Raw genomic sequence first — 23,371 nt, 5'->3', positions numbered from 1 at the left:
GGCGGTGAGAATCCGGGCGATGACAACGATTACACTGACTGGGACGTGGATAACAAGCTTGAAGGTGATGGTAATGAAAATTCTCTCGATAAGGACACCAGTGCCGGTGCCGGTGAGATAGGTAACCTTGTAACCGGTAACAATACAGATAACACGATCAGCGGCGACACCGACGTTACGGAAGGAGGCAAAGGCACGGTTGTCGATGGCAAAGATACCACCACGACCAGCACCGGCGACGTCAGCGTTGGCGGGGAGGGCTCTGTCGGGCTGGAGGTTAATGGCAGCGGGGCTAACGTCATTAATGAAGGAAGCACGGAAGTGGAGGCCGGTGGGACCGGCACAGTCGTTAACGGTAATGATGCTAACGTTTCGAACAGTGGTGACACTTCCGTCAGCGGAGAAGGTTCCGCTGGCACTGTGATTAATGGCGATAACGGCAATGTGGAGCAGGCCGGTGATCTGAACGTGACGGACGGTGGTGCCGGCACGGTAATTACCGGCAACGATGCGAATGTCACGAACACGGGAAATGCAGAAATCAGCGGTGGCGGCAGCGGCACGGTTATTTCGGGTGATAACGGCACGGTCAGCAACACAGGTAATACTAACGTCAGCGGAGAAGGCTCGGCAGGTGTTGTTATCGACGGCAATAACAGCAGCGTTGAGCAGAGCGGTGACCTGACCGTGGCGGACGGCGGTACCGGTATCGCCATCAGCGGAGATAACAGTAACGTTGCGCTGAACGGCGATATGCTGGTCACTGGCGGCGCGACCGGCGTGAATGCCTCCGGTAATAACACCTTTGTGAGTAACCGCGGCACTATCACAGTCCGCGATGCGGACTCTGTTGGAATTCTGGTCAGCGGCCTGAATGCGGAGGTGAGCAACCAGGGCAGTATTTACGTCACGGACTACGGCACAGGGGCGTCGTTAAGTGGTGACGGGTTTAGTGTGGTGCTGGACGGTACAGTCACGGCCGAAGCGCGGGAGAACCGCACCTCAGCCACGGGGGTACTGATCTCGGGTAGCAACGGCACGCTGCAGATTGCAGGCGACGTCCGGGTGGTGGATACCACCCGGGGAACGACGGACAGCGAGAATCCGACCCGGCTGACCGGCGTGGATATCACCGGGAGCGATAACCGGATTGTCATCGATGGCTCGCTGGTTAAGCATTACGAGGGCTATATTTATTCAGCCGGCAGCCAGGATGACCAGCGTGGTCTGCAAATTACGGGGAATAACAATATTCTCGAGGTAAATGGCGGCATTGATTTTTCTCATGTCATTGAAGATAGACGAAATTACGGAGGCCACTATGGCTTTGTGGTGGAGGGAAATGACAACACCATCCTGATTAACGGTCAAAGTAAATATAATATAGAGGGCGTTATCAATGATGGTGGTCGTAGACTCGGGTTGGTAGGTGGTGGCGGGAACACGGTTATCCTTGGCGAAAATTCAGTCCTCGATATTACTGTTGCGAACGATGTTCTCACTGGAGTGGAGCAAACAGGCCATTCAGTATTCTACATTGGTGAAGGGAATACTCTAATTAACAGAGGGATGATAACTTCTTCAGTCTTACCGGCATGGGGTATTGTGAATGGGGGCGGAAATGCCCTGAATGAAGGCTCGATAGATATTCAGGCCATATATGATTCAGGAATAGTAGGCGGAAAAGTATTTCACAGTGGTAGTAATGCTAACGCAGGCACTATCAACATTACTTCATTCCTGACGCTGGAAGGTAACGGCGGAATATCTGGTACTGAGGGGGGAGAAATTTTCGTCAAAGGTCAGACAGCAGCGCTGAGTTTGTCTGGTGGGGGTACCTCCGTCAATACCGCGGGGGGGGCAATCCACGTTGCCGGCGCCGGGACGTTCGGCATGACTGCTCAGCAGGGGACCCTGCTGAACGAGGGGCTGATTACCGTTGATGGCATGCAGCGTTTTCTGGATAACGAGGGAGTGCCGACGGATGAGAAGGCCCTTTACACTCCGAACGGGACCGGGAGAGTGGCCAGCATGGCCCTGCGCGGCACTGGCATGCACTTGCGTACCTCCGGCTCGATGATTAATACCGGTACCCTTACGGTCACCAACTCCGGGACAGGGATGTACGCTGCCGGAACTTCAACTGCTATCAATCAGGGGACCATCAACCTGGAGTCCGACGGCAGCCACGACGAGCAGGGCTGGATCTACGCCATGGTCGCCACTGATAACGGTGTCGCCGTTAACGGTACGGACGGCGTCATCAACATCAATACAGACCTCGGACAGGCTTTTTATACAGCAGGTAACGGGATTGTCATCAACCACGGTACGGTCAACCTCCACGGGAGTGAAATTCAGGAGGGAAACGCGAACTGGGGGGCAGACGAACATGACTTTGACGGAACCGTTCTGCTCAAGTCTGTTATCAGTAAAACCGGCGAGGTGTCCGTCCACGAGCAGGACGTCCTGGCGTTGCTCCAGACAGCCAGCTACGGGAATATTCGCTTTGACGGTGACCTGGAGGCCAAAGGCTGGCTGCATAACTTCGGTGAGATGACCGTTTCGGGCGAATTACGTGCCAGTACTGGCCTGGAAAATGCCGGAACGCTGACGGCGGAGAGGCTGAAAATAAGTGGCGGGGTCAACCGGGAAACGGGGATCATTCATGGTGATGTCACGATGACGGGCATTTTTAGTAATGATGGCACGCTGTATGGCTCCATGGGGGGCGGTGGCAGCACCTCTCATAGACTGATAAACAACGGTACGTTGATAGCAAGCGGGGCCGGAAACGCTGGTATGTATGCAGCCAATCTGTACAACCAGGAAGGCGCGCATATTTATAACGCTGTTTCAGCGACGACAGAAACGGCGGCGAGAAACAGTCTGATGTATATCAGTTCAGGAAGCGTCACGCCGGCAATTGTTAATGCAGGGAAGCTGACGGCAACCGATGGCTGGATGGCAATGAAGGCCGAGTGTAGCTCATGCAGCAGTCAGGCCTGGATGGCCAACACGGAAAGTGGCGTGATTCAGGGCGTTATGGACTCCTCATTAAATGGCAATCTGGTTTATGCCAATCGGGGTTATCACTTTTACAACGCGGGAGAAATCACGGTTCAGGGGAATGACGCTACAGCCGTGAGCATGGGCGGTTCATCGACGAATGTGCGTTATATGGTCAACGATGGCGTGATTAACGTAGGTACTGAGGAAGGTCAAACCAGCGGCACCAACGGTAGCGGGCTGACCGGTATCAGAGGAAGTGCAACCAATACCCGTTTCTATAACAACAGTGGCGGCGAGATTAACGTCTGGGCTGATAATTCATATGCCTTCAACGTTAAGGGAACGGTCTATAACTTCGGTACAGTGAATCTTTATGGTGAGGGAAGCGCGATTTATCACCCTGACAGTACCCAGGGCACGGAGACGGGTAATGACTATTCCAGACCCAATATCAGCTCTCCCGGCAGTGGAACAACCCCGCCGGTTGCTCCGGCTGAAAGTAACGCCAGTCTGGTCAGCAACTATATTGTTGGAACCAACGCCGACGGCAGTGCCGGCACTCTGAGCGGCAACAGCCTGCACCTGGATAATACCGTAACGGTGGATACCGGGTTTGTCGCGGGGACAGCCGACCGTCAGGTTACCTTCAGCGACGTGTTTAAGGGCAACCAGATTACCGGCGAGGAGAATATCGGCTCCACGACCGTGGTCTGGAACGCCAGCGCCGGCAAAAATTCAGACGGCAACGTCGACGTCACCATGACCAAAAACGAGTATGCCGCGGTTGCCACCGACGGCTCCGTGGCTAGCGTCGCGACGGCCCTGGACAAGGGGTACACCAGCAATGCGCTGTTCAGCAGCCTGAACGTCAGCTCGGCTGCCGCCCTGAACAAGGCGCTGCAGCAGGTCTCCGGCGCGCAGGCGAAAAGCCTGAACCGCGAGGCGCGGGTGCTTGGCCACCGCTTCAGCCAGTTGGCCGATACGGCACCGCAGGTGACGGACAGTGGCCTGGCCTTCAACGTGGTTGCCCGCGGGGATAAGCGTGCTGAAATGGATAACAAAGTCTCCTACGACATGATGTCCCTGGCTCAGCGCTTTGATACCGGGTTTGGTGACGTGACTGCCAGCTACGGTATTGCCCGTCTGCAGGGGCAGGGGGGCAACCAGGCAAACCGCGCCGGCGATAACGGGCTTACCGGGGGGTACAGCCAGTTCTTTGGTCTCGGGCATAGCCTGCCACTCAGTGACGACAGCCGCTGGAATAACAACCTTCGCTGGGATATTCATCAGCTGGACAGCAGCCGAAGCCTGAACTTTGAGGGAACCAGTCGCGTGGCGAAAAGTTCCGGTCGTCAGCAACACCTTTCCTTCCGTTCAGAAGGGGTGAAAGACATGTCGCTGAACGACAGCCTGACCGTCTCGCCATTTGCCGGAATGAAGATGCGTCATCACATCACTGAAGGTTACAGCGAGCGCGGTGCCGGCGATTTCAACCTGACCACCAACAGCTATAACGAAACCAGCGTGGATGCGGTGGCCGGGCTGCGCCTGAACTATGCCGGTGAAAACGGCTGGGGCGCGCAGGCAACGCTGGAAGGCGGCCCTAATCTTGGGTTCAGCCAGAGCGCGCGGAAGGCCAGTCTCCAGGGGATGAAAGGGCAACAGTTCCGCGTGGATGACGGTAAGCGTGGTGGTGGCGTGAATAGCCAGCTTTCGGCCGGTGTTAACTACCAGACCCGTAATCTTTCATTCGGGGCGCAGGCCTATCAGTGGAAAGAAGACGGAGCGTCAGACAACGGGTTCAGTCTGAGCGTCAGCCGAAGCTTCTGATGCCGTGAATTATGCCGGGCGGCACATACCGCCCGGCGAATGTAAGGAATTAAAGATGATGAAATCAAAAAGTAAATGGGCATCTCTGGCTGCAACCGTGCTGTTGATGAGCCTGCTGACAGGATGCAATGAGAGCGAAAAAGGAGCTTCCGTGATTAAGTACGTCAACATCGATAAAGTGCTGCAGGACTCAGGGCTGCTGGGGCAGGAGCAACTGCACCTGCAGGCCGTGAAGGCCCGTCTCGATACCGGTGCAGAGCTGGCCCGCTCGCGGTATGAAACGATGGAAGATGCCGTAAAAACTCAGGCGATGCAGGATGACAGCCGCCTTATTAATGCTCAGTGGCAGGCAGAAAGATTACAGGCGAGACAGGTAGTAATGAACGCGCTCAGTTCGCAGGCCAGGCAGATGGTGAGTGAAGAGGGACTGGTTGCGATTATGCCTCTACAGGGGGCACTGGCTGTTTCTGAAACAATGGATATAACAGAGCAGATGTCTGGACGCCTGAAGCATCATTCGTTAAGTTTTGCGGACCTGCCGGAGGTCAGCCTGAAAGAGGCTGATGTGACAGAAGTAAAACCCGGGAAGTAAGAAGCCGGTATCAGACAGGCTGCGGGTGAAGAAAAAGCCCGTGGTCTGTTAAAACAAGACAGAAGGCAGGGTATTGAGAAACCGTGAGAGAACATTGCTCAGTCATGCTGAAGACTTGTTATCAACGATCGGCGCGTTATACTCACGCGTTAAAATGAATGTATTGTGGGGCAGGGATATGCACGGAAGTCTAAAAATGATATCAGTCGTGCTGCCCCTCATTGCGCTTTTCATCCTGTCAGGATTTTTTGTCAGACGCATTCGCCAGGCAAAACGCATCATTACAGATCGTAACGGGATGAAAAAGATATCTGCCAACCCCTCAATATTTGGCGGGAATGCAGGTAAAACCTGGTTTTATGATGACCAGTTTTTCTATGAAGTTAAAAATAACGCCATCCGTAAGATTGCGCTGGCAAATATCATTAAAATCGGGCCGGGGAAGACGGAGATAAATAGCAGACGGATCTGGATTGTTATTTACCGCGACGGTACAGATGAAAAGCAGGTGCAGTTTTATAACAATCTTACCCTCTGGAATCATAACTTCACGGCTTTTCTGGCAGCGGTAAAACGTGTCAACCCTGACGCTGTCGTCAAAGAACGCGCAATCCTCAATCTGTGACAAAGAGCCGAAGACGGTTTACGGACGCCGCTCCTGTGCAGCGTCCATAGCATCAGGGTTAAGGGCTTACTCAACCGTTAATGCATCGACAACCTCAGCCACGCTTCTCACGCTGCGGATACTTCCTATCCCCGTGCCGAGCGAGATATAACCTTCATCGGTGTTATCTTCCAGCATGCCCAGGCGCAGGCCCCGCAATCCTCCCATCGCCTTTCCCAGCGCTTCATTGCTTGCGCCAGCTTTATCCATCGCCGCCAGTTTATCCGCCAGCTTGCCGGGGAGAGAACGATAGTAGTGAGGGACGGTGCGGAAAAGCAGCAGGTCCAGGCCGTTGGCGGCAACAATTTTCTCTTTGACCTCCTGCGGCACGCGGCTTTCTACGGTACTGATAAAGACCGAACCGGCAAACACGCCTTCCGCACCTAACGCATGCGCCGCTCTGGCGGTGCGGCGATCGGTAATACCGCCCGCCGCCATCACCGGAACATGCTTCACGGCATCGGCAATCAGCGGCACGATGGAAAAGGTACCCAGCGCCGTTGCGGGTAGCGTCCCGCCCTCGTCAAAACCGGTGGCGACGATAATGTCTGCCCCCATTTCTTCAGCCAGAAGGGTGTTCTCCGGCGTGGGATTGATGTCGCGGTAGATAATGGCGATACCCGCCTCTTTTAACTCATTGAACAGCGCAGGAATAATGCTGCCTTCACCATAGCCCGTATACACCACGGCCCTGACGCCTTCCTCTTTTATCACCTTAAGAATTGGCCCGGTCCAGACGTCATTAACGGCGGTGGGGATCAGGTTCACGCCGAAGGGTTTTTCGGTCAGCCGTTTGGTTTTGCGAATTTCTTCCCGCATTTTTTCGGCGGTTTCTTCCGGCGTGGAGACCGCGGTATCGGCGGTTAACCCTGCGTTGGGGCCGAGCACGCCGAGTCCTCCTGCATTGCTGACCGCGGCCACTAAACGGGCATCAGTAAGCCAGGATAACGGTCCCTGAATAACAGGCTTTTCGATCCCCAGGATCTGACAGATACGGTTATTTTTCATAGCAGAACATTCCTCACGTTTGAATGGAGGAGAGTGTAGGGCGGAAGATTGTTAGGAAAAATAGCCAAAAAGATTCATCACTGTTATAAAATAAGTAACAATCCTGACATTCCTGTGACGGCAAAAGAGACAACCAATGCAACTAAATCTCTTTGAATCGATTAGAGTTTTCATTGAAATTGTCGAGTCGGGCAGCCTGACCCAGGCGGCGGAAAATCTGCAGATCCACCGTCCGGCGGTCACCAAAGCGTTACAGCATCTGGAGCAGCACAGCGGCACGCGTTTGCTGCAGAGAACAACGCGGCGGATTAGCCTGACGCCGGACGGCGAGGCGTTTTATCGCCGAAGTAAACCCCTGCTGGCGCAGGCGGACGATTTACTGGAGTCGTTTGGCTCTGGCCGGGCAATACACGGTCAGTTGCGGGTGGATATGCCCATCGCTTTTGCGGCGCTGAGGGTCATACCCAACCTGCCGGATTTTTATCGGCAGCATCCTGAAATCGACATCATACTGAGCAGCTCTGACCGCCGTCGGGATATGCTGCGCGATGGCCTGGACTGCGTGCTGCGAGTGGGGGAGCTGGACGATGGTGACTATGTCGCGCGCAAAATCGGGAACATAAAAATCACGACCTGTGCCAGCCCGGCCTGGCTGGCAAAACACGGTACGCCAGAAACGCTGGATGATTTATACAAACATCAGGCCATCAACTGGATTAATAACAACAGCAGAAAAATTCAACCCTGGACGTTTACTACGCCAGAAGGCATTGCGGAAATAACGCTGCCCGGCAAGCTGGTCGTGGATAACTCCGAAGCCTACATCGCGGCGGGCCTGGCCGGGTTAGGGTTAATACAGGGGATGAATCTTTTTCTGCAGCCCTATATTGACCGCGGCCAACTGGTTGAAGTGTTACCGGAGCATCGCTCCCCGGATCGTAAATTGTCGCTTCTCTATCCACACCGCCATCTCTCCCGCAAGGTGCGGGCCTTCACCGAGTGGCTGGAAAGTTTAGTGTAAAACCGCCACCGGAGAAGAGCCGCCAGTTCATGACACCGCGCGCCAATCTGTTCCATGGCATTCAGCAGGCGAGGCGTGGGTTCGTTTGCGCAGTTTAGCCGCAGCAGCTGACGGAGGATGAGATCCCCCGGATCCTGAGGAACCGTTTTGCGCTGACGGCTGTGTAATCTGCCGGGGAACGATTGAGCCTCAGCTCACCTTTCTTCTGCGGCTTTGCGCTGAGTCCCCCCACTGTAACAGCAGGCTAAACGACGCGGGTAATACGGTCAGCGTTACCAGCGTCGCGACCAGCAGCCCGCCGATAATCGCATAGGCCATTGGCCCCCAGAATACCTGATGAGAGATCGGGATCATGCCCAGAATGGCGGCGCAGGCGGTCAGACAGATGGGTCTGGCCCGATGCTCCGCGGCCGCCACAATCGCGGCATCGTTTGCCATCCCCTGAGCAAGATTACTGTCTACCTCGCTAATCAGTATCACCGCGTTACGCACGATCATCCCCGCCAGGGCGATGACGCCCAGCAGCGCGACAAATCCCATCGGCGTGCCGCCGGGCAGCATAGCCAGCACGATCCCCGGTAAACCAAACGGGGCCATCAGAAGCGCCAGCAGCATCCGGGAATATCGGCGCAACTGAAGCATCAGCAGCATCAACATGATGACAAGCGTCACCGGAAGAACGCTAAAAACGGAGCTGTTCCCCTTATCTGATTCGGCAACCGCGCCGCCTTCTTCTATGCTGTAACCGGCAGGCAGCTCCGCGCGCAGCGTGTCGATCGCCGGACGCAGCGCCGCCGATACCGCTTCGGCCCTCAGCCCCGGCGCGAGATCAGTTTGCACCGTAATAAAAGGCAAACGCTGTCGACGCCAGATGACCGGATCGTCCACGCTCCAGACCAGCGTCGCGACGGCGCTGAGCGGAATTTTTTTACCGTCATTCCCCTGAACGGTCAGCGAGGAGAGGGTGGCGGTGCTGTGACGTTCATTGTCCGTGGCCCGCAGTACCACGTCGACAAGGCGATCGTTATCCCTGACCGAGGTGACAACGCTGCCGGACCAGAGGGTATTCAAGGTGCGGGCGAGAGCTTCTGACGATATTCCTGCCGCCCTGGCCGCCGTCTGATTCACCTTCAGAGTAATGATCCTCTCCGGCTCTCCGGCCGTCTGGTTAACCTCGCGCGACAGCGGCGATTGGCCAATCGCGTCGGCCAGACGGTTCGCAAGCGCCCGGACCTGCAGATAATCAGGCCCGCTCACCCGGTATTTGATTGGCCAGCCGACGGGCGGCCCAAGCTCCAGGGGCGACACGCGCGTGATGATGTCGCTAAACTGCGCCGCCAGCAGCCTGTTCAACTGCCCATGCAGACGATCCCGCGCCTGAAGATCCTTCGCCACCACCACAATCTGGGCGATGTTTTCATTTTCCAGCAGCACGTCCATCGGCAGGTAAAAACGGATGGCTCCTGACCCGACGTACGTCGAGTAGCGCTCGATATTGCTGTTGCCGGCCAGCGCGTGTTCCAGCTTTTCCACCTCTCTTAACGTTTCGGGCTGCGACGCGTTGGCCGGAAGCGTCAGGCTGACCAGCAGCTCAGGCCGGTCCGACGCGGGGAAGAACTCACCCTGCATAAACGTCGTGCCGTACACGGACAGCCCCAGCGCGGAAAGCGCAATCAGCATGGTGGCGAGCCGGTGACGTAGCGCCAGCCCTAAAAGCCGCCCGTACCCGCGTGCGATCCTTCCAGGGCCTGCCGCGCGATGTCTGACCTTCTCCGGCAGCAGCCACGTGCCCGTCAGCGGCGAAAACAGGATCGCGACAACCCAGGAGCAGAGCAGGGCAATCAGCACTACCGCAAACAGGGAAAAACAATATTCACCGGCGCTGGAGGCCGCAAAACCAACGGGAATAAACCCGGCAATCATCACCAGGGTTCCGGTGAGCATCGGGAAGGCCGTCGTTTTGAATGCATGGGTGGCCGCATGCCGACGGGAATCCCCGGCTTCCAGTCGGGAGACCATCGTTTCGACGGCGATCATGGCGTCATCCACCAGCAGACCCAGCGCAATGATCAGCGCCCCAAGCGAGATACGCTGAAGCCCGATGCCGGCGAGCATCATGCCGGCAAACGTCATGGCGAGCACCAGCGGAATGGCCGCAGCCACCACCAGCCCCGCCCGCAAACCCAGCGAGACAAATGAAACCGCCAGCACGATAACAACAGCTTCAATAAGCACCCGGACAAAACCACTTACCGCGTCACTGACCACCGCCGACTGATCGGCAACTTTCACCATCTCAATACCGTGCGGCAGCCCGGCGCTGAGGACTGTCATTCTGGCGTTCAGCGCGGCGCCAAAACGCAGCATGTTGCCCGTTGGCGCCATTGACACCGCCAGCCCGATGGCCGGTTTGCCGTTTACCCGGTACGCGGGGGCCGGCGGCTCGGCGGCTTCCCGGGTGACGGTGGCGATATCGGTCAGCGGAATATAGCGATTGTTAATGTGCAGCGTGACGGCGCGTAAACTCTCTTCGGACGTGAGCGCCCCGCTGACCTTGATCGCGATGTTCTCCTGCCCGGTACGCATAACGCCAGCTGGGACAACCGCGTTTTGCGCCCGCAGCGCATCGGCGACCGCCTGAATATCCAGTCCCATACCCGCCAGACGGGCCGGAGAAAAGGCGAGAACCATCTGATCCTGCTGTTCGCCCAGCAGGGTGGTTTTGCCGATATCTGGCAAGGAGGCTAGCTCACGACGTATTGTCTCAACGCGATCCCGCACTTCCCGTAAGGTGTAGCCGTCGGGAATAAAGCCGTAAATCGTGCCGAACGTATCGTCAAATTCGTCGTTCACGGCCGGGCCCTGAACGCCTTCCGGTAAAGACGGCGCGATGTCCTGCATTTTTTTGCGGATCTGATACCAGATGTCCTGCACCTTTTGCGGTGGGGTATTGTCACGGAGATTCACATGGATAACCGTGCTCCCGGCGCGGGTTTCACTTTCGAGATAATCAAGCCAGGGCGTTTCCTGCAGCTTTTTTTCAAGCGTATCGGTCAGCAGACGGGTGGTGTCCGTTACGGACGCGCCCGGCCACTGCGCGGAGACGACCGCCGTTTTAATGGTAAAAACCGGATCTTCATTACGCGGCAGTTTTTCATAGCAGAACACGCCCATCGCCACGATCAGCAGCATGAAGAAACTGACCATCTGCTGATGGTTAAGCGCCCATGCGGACAGGTTAAATTTGGCTTCCGGTTTCGTGTTCATGGCTGAACCTCCCCGGGTACCACCGGCTCTCCGGAACGGAGTTTGCTCACGCCAGCCGTAATCACCCGGTCGCCTGGCTCAAGGCCGGAGGCGATAATCACCGAGGAGGCCGTATAGCAGGCAGGCACCACCGCGCGCAGCTGCGCCTGCGAATGCGGGTTAATCACGAACACCGCCGGTCTATCTCCTGTTCGGCTCAGCGCCGATGCGGGAATGACGTAACCTCGCGGGCCAGTCGAGGGCAGGGTGACGGTGACGCTGGCACCCAGCGCTATCGCCGCTGGCGGGTTTATCAGGGTGGCTCTGACGCGCCAGGTGCGGGTCTGAGGATCGGCCTGCGGGGTGATATCCCGCAGCACGGCAGATGCCTGTACCGACGGGTCGCTGAGCAGGGAAACCCGCAATTCCGCCTTATCCAGCGGCGGTATCGCATCGGGCGTGGCGATATCAAACGCTACGTCGCGGGCTTCGCCGGTTGCCAGCGTAAGCACCGTCTGTCCCGCGCTGACAACCTGGCCCGCAGAGGCGCTCACCTCGGTGATCGTGCCGGTTTGTGGAGCGATAAGGCGCGTCCAGCCAAGGCTTTCGCGGGCGTTACGCCACGCGGCCTCGCTGCTTTTTAATCGCGCGCGGGCGACAAGCCAGTCCGCGCGGGCGCTGTCGAGTTGCGTGCGGGCTATTGCGCCCGTCGGCATGAGCTTTTGCATTCGGCTGACGTTAAGCGCGGCAACCTGCGCTGAGGCTGTGGCCCCTTCATAGTCGGCCGTTGCGCTGTCGAGCTGATTTTGTCCGGTGGTATTTTCAAGTGTGGCCAGCAGCTGTCCGGCATTAACCCGATCGCCAATATCAACGCTGCGCGTCAGTATTCGCCCCCCGGTTTGAAAGCTCAGCGTCGTTTCATCGCGGGCATGGATCTCACCGGTCCTTTCCAGCGCGGGGAGGGTTTGGGCTGTACGTACGACGACGTAGCGCACCTTACGCACTGGGGCAGGCTTATTTTCCTGTTTGTCACCGCAGCCGGTGAGCGGAAAAATCACCAGCGCGAGCAGGACCAGAGGGAGAAAAATTACCCAGGAAAGAGTGCGCGCCACGCCGTACAGATGGTGCAGGCAGTGGCGGAGGGAGAGAACAAATTCGTCTGACATAACGCCGCTCCATAAAGATGAGGGCGTTATTAAATGCGCGCTACGTCGAGAAAGATTCGATGTTCTGTCAAGGGTTTATCAAGAGTGGATATTTTCATTACCGGACGGCTGCCAGGGTAACAAAATACGCACAGCAAGGCCGCCCGTTTCCGGTAATGAGGCCTCGATCGTGCCCCCATGGGCCTGACAAATCGCCCGGGCGATAGACAAACCGAGGCCGCTGCCGCCGGAATGCCGCGCGCGGGACTGCTCCTCACGGCTAAAGCGCTTAAACATGTCCGGTAAGAACTGGGGGGATACGCCCGGTCCGTCATCGTGAAATTCAATGGCGTAATGCCCGCTGGCGTAGTGTAGCGCCACCTCAAGATGGCCGCCTTCGCGCCCGTAGCGTAGTGCATTTTCCATAAGGATAGTAAATACCTGCCCCATGCGGAACGCATCGCCTCTGAACGGGCACGTACGCGGGTTACGCAGCGTAATCGTAAAATGATGCGTTTCGGCCTGCGGCATGATCCAGGCCGCCCGCTCCTGAATAAGCTCATCCAGAGAAAAGGCCTGCTCTTCCAGCACCAGATTTCCCGCGTCCGCTAACGAGAGAAGGTGAAGCTCATCGGTCAGGCGATTAAGATGCTGAAGCTGTTTCATCACCATTCCCAGCTGCACAGGGCTGGCATCAAACACACCGTCCAACATGCCCTGCAGACGACCAATGGCGGCCGTCAGGGGCGAGCGCAGCTCGTGCGCCATCGCGACGTGCGAGGCGCGGAGCTCTTTTTCATAGCGGGCGAGTTGCCCCGTCATGGAGTTAAAGTCGTTTGCAAAGCTGACCATTTCCGCTGGCGCATCCTTGACCAGTTCAGCCTGACGGCCAAACTGCCCGTCGGCGACATCTTTGGCGGCATCGCGAAGACGGCTGAACTGCAGCGCCAGCGGTCGGGCGTGTTTTAACCCCATCACCACAATAAACGGGATCATCACCAGCACCAGCAGGGCCACCGTAACCCAGTCCGCAGAGGCGATGGATGGCGTGGAATAACTCAGCCCCCACCAGGTATCCACAATGCTGTGGAAGCGGGCCGGATCGGCCTGCGGGTTCTGGCTGAGCGTCAGGAATTCCTGCCGGACCGCCGCTGGCATTCTGCCCATTATCCAGTAGTTCTGTACCGCATAACGTAGCCACATGCAGGTGGCAATGACGATCACGCTGCCGATGGCCAGTGCCAGGATACGCGCGCAAATCCAGCGCCAGAGAGAGGAGTGCCGGTTTTTTATCATGGTTGTCTGAACCTGTATCCCACGCCGCGAACGTTAATCAACACGCCGGAAATACCCGCCGCTTCGAGTTTTTTACGCAGGTTATAAATATGGGTGTCCACCACGCGCTCCAGCGCCTCGCTTTCTGGCAGACAGTGTTCCAGCAGGTACTGACGGGAAAAGGGACGTGCGGGAGAGCGCAGCAGCGTTGCCAGAAGCGAGAATTCCGTTGGCGTAAGATCGAGCATCACGGGCGCGTCGCCGCCGTTATCCACGCTCGCCACAATGGCGGCCACATCCACCTCCAGCGTTTGCCAGCGAAGGATCTCGTCGTCTGTCTCTTTTTTACTGCTGCGTCGCAGCACCGCCTGTACGCGAGCCACGACTTCTCCCGGATGATAGGGTTTCACAACATAATCATCGGCACCGTACCGCAGGGCACCAATGCGATCGGGGGGGTCGCCCATGGCGGTGACCATGATCACCGGTACATCGCTTTTACGACGCAGTCCGGCCAGCACTTCGGTGCCGTTAAGCCCGGGCAGCATCACGTCCAGCAGGATGAGGTCGGGTTTCCACCGCTGCGCCATATCCAGCCCGGAAAGACCGTCTCCGGTAATGGTGACATCGTAATTTTCACGACGTAAATAAGCTTCAAGCACGCCAGCCGCATCGGCGTCATCTTCAATAATCAGCACTCTTCTGGACAACATCCGTTCACCTTGACCGTTTCTTAACACTATCCCGACGATTCATTGATTTAGCCAAACCATACTGCGCCAACATTGTGTGGCAGACCCTGAATCAGCAGACGCCAGCGTCTGCGTGGAGAACAGTATGATAGCGATAAAAAAAGGCCTGTATATGACCGTTCCGCTTCTGATGACCGTTGCCTCAGGTGTGCAGGCGGATGATGACGCCGCTTCCGGCTCTTTAACCGTCGGGCTGGGCGGTCACTATGCCCCCCGTTATTCAGGCTCAGACAAGCAGGTGTGGCAGGTGGTTCCTGTGCTGCAGGGGCGCAAGGGTGCTTTCTTTATTGATGCACAAAAAGGAGTGGGATATGACCTGCAAAACGACAGCGGTTGGTACCTGGAACATACGCTAGGTTACGACCTCGGGAGGGCAGAGAAAAATTCTGGCTGGCGTGAGGGCGCAAACAATCTGAAAGGGATGGGGGACATTGATGCCACCCTGAATACCGGCCTGGCCGTCGGCTGGCAGGCTGCGTCCTGGCTAAGCGTTGAGGGTAAGGCGACGCTACCGTTAACGGACAGCCAGGGCGTAAGTTATCAGGCGTCCGTTACGTTGATTCCCCTACAAAACAGCGAGGACACGATCGCCCTTCAGTCTGCGGCTCTGTTTGGCGACAGCCGTTATCTGAATACCTGGTATGGGGTCAGCGAGCAGCAGAGCCGCCGCACCGGCTATCGCCGCTATTCAGCGCCGGGGGGATTTTATGGCGTCGACACCAGCCTGACCTGGAGCCATCAGTTCGATGCTCACTGGGGAACGGTCCTGAGCGCGGACTATACCTGGCTTGGCGACCATGCGAATGAAAGCCCAATAGTGATGCGGCGTAATGAGGGGTCTGCAACCGCCGCTATCACCTGGACATTTTAAAATCGCGGAGCACGAGCGGACGAGAAGATTATTTCTTCTTATCCATCATCGCTTTTAAATCGGCAAAGGGGTTAAACGTGGCGACACCCACGTCTTTTTGCGCGTCTTCACCGGCGACCACGGTGGTGCCGTACTGATCCGCTTCGGTGTATTTCGAATGCTCGTGATCGTGGCAAAACAGGCACAACAGCTCCCAGTTGCTGCCATCTTCCGGGTTGTTAGTATGGTCATGATCGATATGGTGAACCGTCAATTCACGCAGGTTGGAATAGACGAACTCCCGCGAGCAGCGTCCGCAGACCCAGGGATAGATTTTTAATGCTTTCTCGCGATAGCCGCTTTCCAGTCGCGCGTAGTTTTTAGGGATCAGAGCCATTGCCGGTTTTACCTGCCATGAAAAAAGTGGGGGGTATTATATCCATTATGGAGCGGAATGACGAACCCCGCTATTCCGTCAATTTATTTGATGCTTTCCGTTAAATAAACGGCATTTATTCTTACCGGGTAATGCGTAAAGTGGACAGAACGCAACGCATTATCAGGACACAGGGTTATGAAAAAGATCGGGTTTTTATCGTTTGGTCACTGGACGCCTTCTCCGCAGTCCGGCACGCGCTCGGCGGCAGACACGCTGCTGCAGTCCATCGACCTGGCCGTGGCCGCTGAAGAGCTGGGCGCGGACGGCGCCTATTTCCGCGTGCACCACTTCGCCCGTCAGCTTAGCTCGCCGTTCCCTCTGCTGGCGGCAATAGGCGCGAAAACGAAAACCATTGAAATCGGTACGGGCGTGATTGATATGCGCTATGAAAACCCGATGTATATGGCCGAGGATGCGGGCGCGGCAGATCTGATCTCCGGCGGCCGTTTGCAGCTTGGCATCAGCCGCGGCTCCCCGGAGCAGGTCATTGATGGCTGGCGTCATTTCGGCTATGTCCCGCAGGAAGGGGAAAACGAAGCGGACATGGCGCGCCGTCATACCGAGGTGCTGCTTGAGGTGCTGCGCGGCGAAGGGTTTGCAAAGCCGAATCCACAGCCGATGTTCCCCAATCCGCCTGGGCTGCTGCGCCTGGAACCGTATTCCGAAGGGTTGCGGGAGCGCATCTGGTGGGGCGCCGGTTCGAATGCGACGGCGGTATGGGCCGCTAAGCTCGGCATGAACCTGCAAAGCTCAACCCTGAAAGACGACGAAACCGGCGAACCGTTCCATATTCAGCAGGCAAAACAGATCCGCGCCTATCGTCAGGCCTGGAAAGAGGCAGGGCATGCGCGCGAGCCGCGCGTCTCGGTCAGCCGCAGTATTTTTGCCCTGATGGACGACCGCGACCGGATGTACTTCGGCGCCAGCCGCAACGACAGCGATAGCGTGGGGTATCTTGATGAAAAAACGCGCGCGATCTTCGGGCGCAGCTATGCCGCGGAGCCTGACAGGCTGATTGAACAGCTGAAGAAGGACGAGGCGATTGCCGAGGCTGATACGTTATTACTGACCGTACCGAACCAGCTCGGTGTGGATTACAATGCGCACGTGATTGAGTCCATTCTCAAACATGTCGCACCGGCAATGGGCTGGCGCGATTAAGTATTCCGCCGTCAGCCGTGAGATCGTAATGGAAAATCTGGCCCTCTGGTATCGCCGTTTTGGCGAGCCAGAATCTGTTCTGCAACCTGAAACTGCGCCGCCGGGCGCGCTTGCGCCGGGACACCTCCGCGTGCAAATGCTGTATGCGCCGGTGAACGCGTCCGATCTCATTCCCATTACCGGCGCTTACCGCCACAGAACCCCGCTGCCCGCCGTCGCGGGGTATGAAGGCGTCGGCGTTGTCATTCAGGCGCCCGCGTCTTTTGCGCATCTGCAGGGTAAACGCGTTCTGCCGCTGCGCGGTCAGGGCACCTGGCAGCGCTATGCGGATTGCCCGGCAGAGTATGCGATCCCCGTGCCGGATGATGTCGATTCACGCCTGGCCGCGCGGGCCTATATCAACCCGCTGGCGGCGCAGATGATGTTGAGCCACTATCCACCGCGGGGAAAGCGGGTGCTGCTCACGGCCGCCGGTTCGGATTGCGCTATTCTGCTCGGGCAGTGGGCGCGTCTGGCGGAGGCAGAGGCGGTGTACGGTATTCATCGTTCGCCCGTTCACGCTGAACGGCTGGCGGCGATGGGGATCGTTCCTGTCGCACAGCATGACATGCAGCGGATTCTCTCCGTTGCCGCGCGTGCCGACGTCGTTTACGATGCAACCGGCGGGGCGCTGGCGGAAGCGATCCTGAGCGTGCTGCCGGAGCAGGGCATATTTGTCTGCTACGGGCTGCTCTCCGGGCAGACCTTCCGCCAGCAGCGGCCCCTGCCGCGCGTGGCGTGGTTCCATATTCGTAACTATCTGGATGGGCTCAGCGCAGAGGCGTGGCGCGCGGAGTTCGATCAAATCTGGCCCCGGATGCGCGCCAGTGAATACAGCCCCGGAACGGTGTACCCTCTGACGGACTGGCAGAGGGCGCTCAGGGCTTACCGTGAAGGAGGAAGGGCAAACAAGCCCCTCATGTCGATGGCGGAATGACGGCTATTGATGGCTCATATCGCTCAGCAGCACGGCGATGCTTTGCCCGCCCGCCGTCTGTTCCAGACCAATCTTCACGATGATGGTCAGCGGAACGGAGAGCAGCATGCCTACGGGACCGAGCAGCCAGCCCCAGAAAATCAGGGACAAAAAGACGACCAGCGTCGAAAGCCCCAGCCCACGCCCCATCATTCGTGGTTCAAGAATATTCCCGAATACCAGGTTAATCGCCAGATAGCCGGCCAGCAGAATCAGCGCATCATAAAATCCGCTGAACACCAGCACCTGAAGAATAGGGGGGATTGCCGCCAGCACGGAGCCGATGTTAGGAATGTAGTTGAGCGCAAATGCCAGTAACCCCCAGACGAACGCAAAGCGCACGTCCAGCGCCACCAGCATTCCCCAGACCACCACCCCGGTGACCAGGCTTATGACGGTTTTCAGTACCAGATAGCGTGAAACGCTGTCCAGCGCGCGCTGAATAGCGCCCATTCCTTCAACCGGACGAACCATGATTTGCTGTAACTTTGCGGGCAGCTGTGGCACCTCCAGTAGCATGAACACCACCGTTAAAAACAGCAGGAAAATGGAGGTCATGGCATTGGAAAGCTGCGTCAGCAGGCCTGTGACGATGGTCATGGCCGCATTAGGGTCGATATATTTAAGAAGCTCCTCAACCGAGACTTCTATTCCCGCGCGCTGAAGCCAGGGCTCAAGCTGCAGCAGCGGTATCGCCAGCGAGGAACGGTATTTCGGCAGCGTTCGCGCCAGTTCGTTCAACGAGGTACCCAGATACGCAACCAGTAACACCATGGCGAAAATAATGACGCTAATTAGCAGGGTAATTGCCAGCACGCGCGGGATGCGCAGCCGCGTCATGCGCCGGATCAGTGGGTTAAGGATCACCGCAACAAACAGGGCCAGAATAAAGGGCACAATGATGTCGGCGGCAAAACGAACGCCCGTGAGTATGATCACCAGCATGCCCAGCATGATGACAATTTTTAACCCGTTGAGGGTAATAATGGGTTTAGCCATGGTGACTCCAAAAAATGCTTTTTATTTATAATAGAGGGTAAACGTCCTGCAATAAACTAACCAAAATCAAACGGGATGGGTAAAGAATTGAAAAGACTTTGAGTAAAATCTTCAGTTATGGTACAAATTTGGCGTGTTCAACTACCGAGGACAATTTTCATCCGCAAAGACGAGAAGCAACAACGCGGATAATTGTAATTTTATGGACAATTTGTTCAGGACCTATTCTTCAAACAACGCTGCTCTATTTTCTACCTCCTTCTGCCTGATTGCTGGTGAGCAACACTGGCGCACCGCACTATAGTCACCTCTTCTGCCTGAGCTGGCGCTACGCGCTTAGCTGTCTGATTTAATTTCATATTTTTTTGGTTTGCTGCATGCAGCGGGCCACGATGGATTATATTCTCAAGCAGGAGAAAAACATGTTTTACTGGATCTTATTAGCCCTGGCTATCCTCGCTGAAATTACCGGCACGCTGTCAATGAAATGGGCAAGCGTCAGCGAGGGCAATACCGGTTTTATTTTAATGCTGGTGATGATATCCCTTTCCTATATTTTCCTCTCATTTGCGGTGAAGAAAATTGCGCTGGGTGTGGCCTATGCGCTGTGGGAAGGGATCGGTATTTTATTGATTACGCTGTTCAGCGTTCTGATATTCGACGAAACATTAACAACAATGAAGGTCGCCGGGTTAACGACGCTGGTCGCGGGTATCGTACTGATTAAATCAGGTACCCGTAAACCGACAAAACAGCAGAAGGAGCAGAACCATGCAACAGTTTGAATGGGTTCATGCGGCCTGGCTGGGCTTCGCCATCGTGCTGGAAATTCTGGCGAACGTTCTGCTGAAATTCTCTGACGGCTTTCGCCGTAAGGTTTATGGCCTGATGTCGATTGCCGCAGTGCTGGGGGCATTTAGCGCCCTGTCACAGGCGGTCAAAGGTATCGATCTGTCTGTGGCCTATGCGCTGTGGGGCGGTTTTGGTATCGCCGCCACCCTGGCCGCAGGGTGGGTGCTTTTCGGGCAGCGTTTAAATAATAAAGGCTGGATAGGGCTGATCCTGCTGCTGGCGGGCATGATCATGATAAAACTCGCCTGATCAATCGGTAACGCTGATTCACAGACAGCCGCGCTGGCTTACTCTTTAGCCAGCGCTTCCAGCTTATCGCGAAAACCGGTGACGGATAAGGCCCGGTTATCGGCTCGCCAGCGGTCTTTCGCCGCCGGGGCGGAGCTTTGAACCCCAATCAACTGCCAGCCGTTATCGGTTTTCAGCATCAGCGGTGAACCGCTGTCGCCCGGCAACGTATCGCACTGATGGGAAAGCACGCTGGTCTGCGCCCAGCCCGTCACGATACAGTCCGTGTGGGTGTAAAGCGCATCGAGATGATCGACCGGGTAGCCTGACTGCGTTACCTTGCGGTCGGCGGCTTTCAGCGCGGCGGTGAGCGCCGCTTTATCGCCGTCAAATAACGGCAGCGGCGTAATGCCCGAAGGCGGGTAGCGCAAAATAATCAGGCCAAAATCCCACGAGGCTGCCGCGGGCGGCACAATCCAGCCGTCTCCATCCGGTTTAAGACGTTTCCCAAGAGAAGCATCAACCCGACCTTCAATGCCGTGGATTTCATAGCGCCAGATCCCTTTTTGCGACACAAATCGTAAGACAACCGCTTTGTCTGGCTTACCGTTGGGTGGCGTCAACAGGCAGTGGCCCGCCGTCAGCGCTAATTGCGGGGTGATTAACGTCGCGGTACACAGGTTGCCGCTGGCGGTTTCCAGTTGGCCTATAGCGTCCCAGGGAGCCTGGGTAGGATCGGTGACGCGAGTACGATCGTCATGACCGAAAAAAAGCGTCTTTAGCTCTTTCGCGCTAATGGCGTTATCACCGCCATCATCCGCCTGTGAAAATCCAGAAAAAAGGCCAAACGTTCCCAGCAACAACACAACAGATTTACGCATATCACACTCTGGTGGGGGTAATTATGATTATTAAAAGTGAACCCTATGAAAATACTATAGACGGGACGGCGCTAAAGTGGGAGTAAAATCAGCGTGCTACAGTCAGGAAAGATAAAAGCGGCTGGCGATGAGCGCGCATAAAATAAGCAGGATAAGAATCAGCTCAAACCGATAGCGTCGCAGCATACGCCCTCCGGATAAAAAAAACGGCGCAGAACCTTTTCCGGTTCAGCGCCGGTTTACCAACGTGCCCCGCAGGGCACGGTTAAGCTTGTACGCTTACGCAGCTGGCTGTGCAGCTGGTTTAGCAGCTTCGTGTTTTACTGCTTTTTTGTGATGCTTTTTCGCAGCCTGGGCTTTCTGCTCTACGGCTGGTTTAGCGGCTTTCTTGTGGTGCTTTTTCGCAGCCTGAGCTTTCTGCTCTACGGCTGGTTTAGCGGCTTTTTTGTGATGCTTTTTAGCTGCCTGCGCTTTTTGCTCTGCAGCCGGTTTAGCGGCTTTGTGGTGTTTCTTGTGATGTACGGTTTTTGCTGGTGCCGCGGTGGTCGTTGCAGCAGGCGCCGCAGCAGCTGGTGCAGCAGTGGTTTCAGCAGCAAACGCAGCAGAAGACAGACCCATAGCAGCGGCAACAACCAGAGCTAATACTTTTTTCATGTTCATACCCTCGAATTTGGTTTTTCATTTAACCCCACTGCGGGGCCGTTGAAATAACTATATCCCTGTAAATTCGGGGTTTCCGTGAGTGATTGGTATCGGCGTGTAACCATATGTACAAGGCCGGGGAAGAACCCCGGCCTTGTCATTACAGGTAGCGTGAGGTCAGGTGTTCGCGGAAGTAGCGGATATTCAGATCTTCCCCCGTCGCCTGGGTGATTAACTGCGACGTGCTAAAGCGGCTGCCGTGCTGCCAGATGTTCTGACGCAGCCACTCAAAGAGGGCGGAAAAATCCCCTTCAGCGATGGAGGACGCCAGTCCCGGAAGCGCGGTCTTTGCAGCATGGAACAGCTGTGCGGCATACATTGCGCCCAGCGTGTACGACGGGAAGTAACCAAAACCGCCGTCGGTCCAGTGGATATCCTGCATGCAGCCGTTGCGGTAGTTATCTTTGGTGGATAACCCGAGCCAGGCCTGCATTTTCTCATCCCACAGGGCGGGGATATCGTCCACCTCAATCTCGCCGTTGATCAGCGCGCGCTCAATCTCATAGCGCAGCACCACGTGTGCCGGGTAGCTCACTTCGTCGGCATCGACGCGGATATAGCCTGGCTTCACGCGCTGGTTCCAGGCGATAAAGTTCTCTTCGCTAAACGCCGCCTGACTGCCAAAGCGGGCGTGAACGGCAGGGAGGAGGTGCTTGAGGAAGGCTTCGCTGCGTCCCAGCTGCATCTCAAAGAACAGGCTCTGGGATTCATGGATCGCGGTTGAGCGGGCCAGGGCAATAGGCTGTCCTGCCCACGCGCGCGGCAGGTTTTGTTCGTAGCGCGCGTGTCCGGTTTCATGGATCACGCCAAACAGCGCGCTGAGCAGCTCGTCCTCATCATAGCGCGTGGTAATGCGCACGTCTTCCGGCACGCCGCCGCAGAACGGGTGCGCACTTACGTCGAGGCGACCGCCGTTAAAATCGAAGCCGAGCATCTTCATGGCTTCCAGACCCAGTTCGCGCTGGGTTGCCGTCGGGAAGGGGCCCTGCGGCGGAACGAACGACCGCTGAGCCTGTTTCTCCACCGCGCTTGCCAGCAGGTCCGGCAGCCAGGTTTTCATATCACCAAACAGCACGTCCAGGCGCGCGCTGGTCATGTCCGGTTCAAAAATATCCAGCAGCGCGTCGTACGGCGTACAGCCTTTGGCTTCTGCGCGCAGGCGGGCTTCTTCACGGCTGAGTTTCACCACTTCTTTCAGGTTGGCGGAAAAGCCCTGCCAGTCGTTCGCGGGACGCTGCGTACGCCAGGCGTGCTCGCATCTGCTGCCCGCGAGAGATTTGGCTTCCACCAGCGATTCCGGTAGCAGGGTAGCCTGCTGATACTGTCGCGTCATTTCGCGCAGGTTGGCCTGTTCGACGTCATTCAGATCTTCCCCTGCCGCGGCCGCTAACAGGTCGCCGACTTTTTTATCGGTCAGGATCTGATGTTGCAGGACGCTCATCTCTGCCAGCGCTTCACCGCGCGCGGCGCTGCCGCCGGGCGGCATCATGGTGAACATGTCCCAGCTGGCGATGGAGGAGAGGTGCGAGAAGCGTGAGAGGCGCTGGAAGGTTTTCACAAGTGACTGATAGGCTGATGTTTTTTGCAATTCTTATTTCCTCATGCCGGGGATGTGTTTCAGGGAGCATACAATGAAACAGACCAAATTCCCCAACATTTCCCACATGGAGGAAATCTGTGCCGATCTCCTCCGTTGAAA

20 protein-coding genes and 1 pseudogene are annotated in these 23,371 nt (G+C 56.6%); 9 read left to right on the top strand and 12 right to left on the bottom strand.

The window, feature by feature from the left end; genetic code table 11:
• The 3 genes from INF73_RS01645 to INF73_RS01635 form a co-directional block, all read left to right on the top strand.
• Window positions 1-4,842: autotransporter adhesin BigA (locus INF73_RS01645; protein WP_193547277.1), on the top strand; the 4,842-nt coding region annotated here is incomplete at its 5' end.
• A 55-nt stretch (window positions 4,843-4,897) separates the two neighbouring features.
• The gene (locus INF73_RS01640; protein WP_193541315.1) at window positions 4,898-5,434 is read left to right on the top strand and encodes a hypothetical protein; all 537 of its coding nucleotides are present in this window, start codon (window positions 4,898-4,900) and stop codon (window positions 5,432-5,434) included.
• Between the two features lie 73 nt (window positions 5,435-5,507).
• Window positions 5,508-6,059, top strand: coding sequence for a hypothetical protein (locus tag INF73_RS01635; RefSeq protein ID WP_227413020.1), 552 nt, complete (start codon window positions 5,508-5,510; stop codon window positions 6,057-6,059).
• A 66-nt stretch (window positions 6,060-6,125) separates the two neighbouring features.
• On the opposite strand, the gene INF73_RS01630 is transcribed toward INF73_RS01635, so the two are convergent.
• Window positions 6,126-7,106: a nitronate monooxygenase family protein gene (locus INF73_RS01630; protein WP_193541313.1), complete on the bottom strand. Its 981-nt coding sequence runs from the start codon at window positions 7,104-7,106 to the stop codon at window positions 6,126-6,128.
• A 136-nt stretch (window positions 7,107-7,242) separates the two neighbouring features.
• On the opposite strand from INF73_RS01630, the gene INF73_RS01625 reads away from it, so the two are divergent.
• Window positions 7,243-8,127, top strand: a complete 885-nt coding sequence (locus tag INF73_RS01625) for a LysR family transcriptional regulator (RefSeq protein ID WP_193541311.1) — start codon at window positions 7,243-7,245, stop codon at window positions 8,125-8,127.
• Here the strand turns inward: INF73_RS01625 and INF73_RS22240 are convergent.
• The 5 genes and pseudogenes from INF73_RS22240 to INF73_RS01605 all read right to left on the bottom strand — a co-directional run.
• Window positions 8,061-8,243: pseudogene (locus tag INF73_RS22240) on the bottom strand (hypothetical protein); the annotation flags it as partial. The gene INF73_RS01625 and the pseudogene INF73_RS22240 overlap by 67 nt on opposite strands.
• Before the next feature lie 73 nt (window positions 8,244-8,316).
• Complete coding sequence (locus INF73_RS01620; protein ID WP_193541309.1) at window positions 8,317-11,394, bottom strand: efflux RND transporter permease subunit; 3,078 nt, start codon at window positions 11,392-11,394, stop codon at window positions 8,317-8,319.
• Entirely contained in the window at window positions 11,391-12,539 is a 1,149-nt protein-coding gene (locus INF73_RS01615; protein WP_193541306.1) for an efflux RND transporter periplasmic adaptor subunit, read from the bottom strand. Before INF73_RS01615 ends, INF73_RS01620 begins: the two co-directional genes overlap by 4 nt.
• 78 nt (window positions 12,540-12,617) lie before the next feature.
• Complete coding sequence (locus INF73_RS01610) at window positions 12,618-13,814, bottom strand: cell wall metabolism sensor histidine kinase WalK (RefSeq protein ID WP_193541304.1); 1,197 nt, start codon at window positions 13,812-13,814, stop codon at window positions 12,618-12,620.
• The gene (locus INF73_RS01605) at window positions 13,811-14,506 is read right to left on the bottom strand and encodes a response regulator (RefSeq protein ID WP_193541302.1); all 696 of its coding nucleotides are present in this window, start codon (window positions 14,504-14,506) and stop codon (window positions 13,811-13,813) included. The genes INF73_RS01610 and INF73_RS01605 overlap by 4 nt, the downstream gene beginning before the upstream one ends.
• Before the next feature lie 124 nt (window positions 14,507-14,630).
• Between INF73_RS01605 and INF73_RS01600 the strand changes: the two genes are divergently transcribed.
• Complete coding sequence (locus tag INF73_RS01600; RefSeq protein WP_059356979.1) at window positions 14,631-15,416, top strand: MipA/OmpV family protein; 786 nt, start codon at window positions 14,631-14,633, stop codon at window positions 15,414-15,416.
• 28 nt (window positions 15,417-15,444) lie between these two features.
• Here the strand turns inward: INF73_RS01600 and yajD are convergent, their stop codons facing one another.
• Entirely contained in the window at window positions 15,445-15,792 is a 348-nt protein-coding gene (yajD, locus tag INF73_RS01595) for an HNH nuclease YajD (protein WP_003857471.1), read from the bottom strand.
• Between the two features lie 177 nt (window positions 15,793-15,969).
• Here yajD and INF73_RS01590 point away from each other — a divergent pair, with 177 nt between their 5' ends.
• Both INF73_RS01590 and INF73_RS01585 read left to right on the top strand, forming a co-directional pair.
• Complete coding sequence (locus INF73_RS01590) at window positions 15,970-16,995, top strand: LLM class flavin-dependent oxidoreductase (RefSeq protein ID WP_048956325.1); 1,026 nt, start codon at window positions 15,970-15,972, stop codon at window positions 16,993-16,995.
• Window positions 16,996-17,023: 28 nt separating this feature from the next.
• Complete coding sequence (locus INF73_RS01585) at window positions 17,024-17,971, top strand: zinc-dependent alcohol dehydrogenase family protein (protein WP_193541300.1); 948 nt, start codon at window positions 17,024-17,026, stop codon at window positions 17,969-17,971.
• Between the two features lie 3 nt (window positions 17,972-17,974).
• On the opposite strand, the gene INF73_RS01580 is transcribed toward INF73_RS01585, so the two are convergent.
• Window positions 17,975-19,009 (bottom strand): AI-2E family transporter, encoded by a 1,035-nt coding sequence (locus INF73_RS01580; protein WP_193541298.1) that lies wholly within the window; start codon window positions 19,007-19,009, stop codon window positions 17,975-17,977.
• A 422-nt stretch (window positions 19,010-19,431) separates the two neighbouring features.
• Here INF73_RS01580 and mdtJ point away from each other — a divergent pair, with 422 nt between their 5' ends.
• Together mdtJ and mdtI are read left to right on the top strand one after the other, a co-directional pair.
• Window positions 19,432-19,794 (top strand): multidrug/spermidine efflux SMR transporter subunit MdtJ, encoded by a 363-nt coding sequence (gene mdtJ, locus INF73_RS01575; protein ID WP_028012965.1) that lies wholly within the window; start codon window positions 19,432-19,434, stop codon window positions 19,792-19,794.
• A complete protein-coding gene (gene mdtI, locus INF73_RS01570) occupies window positions 19,781-20,110 on the top strand; it encodes a multidrug/spermidine efflux SMR transporter subunit MdtI (protein WP_028012966.1) in 330 nt (109 codons plus the stop codon). Before mdtJ ends, mdtI begins: the two co-directional genes overlap by 14 nt.
• Window positions 20,111-20,148: 38 nt before the next feature.
• Here the strand turns inward: mdtI and INF73_RS01565 are convergent, their stop codons facing one another.
• From INF73_RS01565 to INF73_RS01555, 4 genes are all read right to left on the bottom strand, one after another.
• Complete coding sequence (locus INF73_RS01565; protein ID WP_028012967.1) at window positions 20,149-20,970, bottom strand: serine protease; 822 nt, start codon at window positions 20,968-20,970, stop codon at window positions 20,149-20,151.
• Window positions 20,971-21,072: 102 nt separating this feature from the next.
• Window positions 21,073-21,156 carry a hypothetical protein gene (locus INF73_RS22235; RefSeq protein WP_023617729.1) on the bottom strand — a complete coding sequence of 28 codons (84 nt, stop codon included), beginning with the start codon at window positions 21,154-21,156 and terminating at the stop codon, window positions 21,073-21,075.
• Between the two features lie 93 nt (window positions 21,157-21,249).
• Window positions 21,250-21,624: an acid resistance repetitive basic protein Asr gene (gene asr / locus INF73_RS01560; RefSeq protein WP_032642591.1), complete on the bottom strand. Its 375-nt coding sequence runs from the start codon at window positions 21,622-21,624 to the stop codon at window positions 21,250-21,252.
• Window positions 21,625-21,772: 148 nt separating this feature from the next.
• Window positions 21,773-23,260: a carboxypeptidase M32 gene (locus INF73_RS01555; protein WP_045261459.1), complete on the bottom strand. Its 1,488-nt coding sequence runs from the start codon at window positions 23,258-23,260 to the stop codon at window positions 21,773-21,775.
• Window positions 23,261-23,371: the final 111 nt, after the last annotated feature.

The organism is Enterobacter cloacae complex sp. P6RS (assembly GCF_014982245.1).
GTDB lineage: Bacteria > Pseudomonadota > Gammaproteobacteria > Enterobacterales > Enterobacteriaceae > Enterobacter > Enterobacter bugandensis.
Note: the sequence above shows the minus strand (reverse complement) of the source record. Positions and strands in the feature narration are given on the sequence as shown.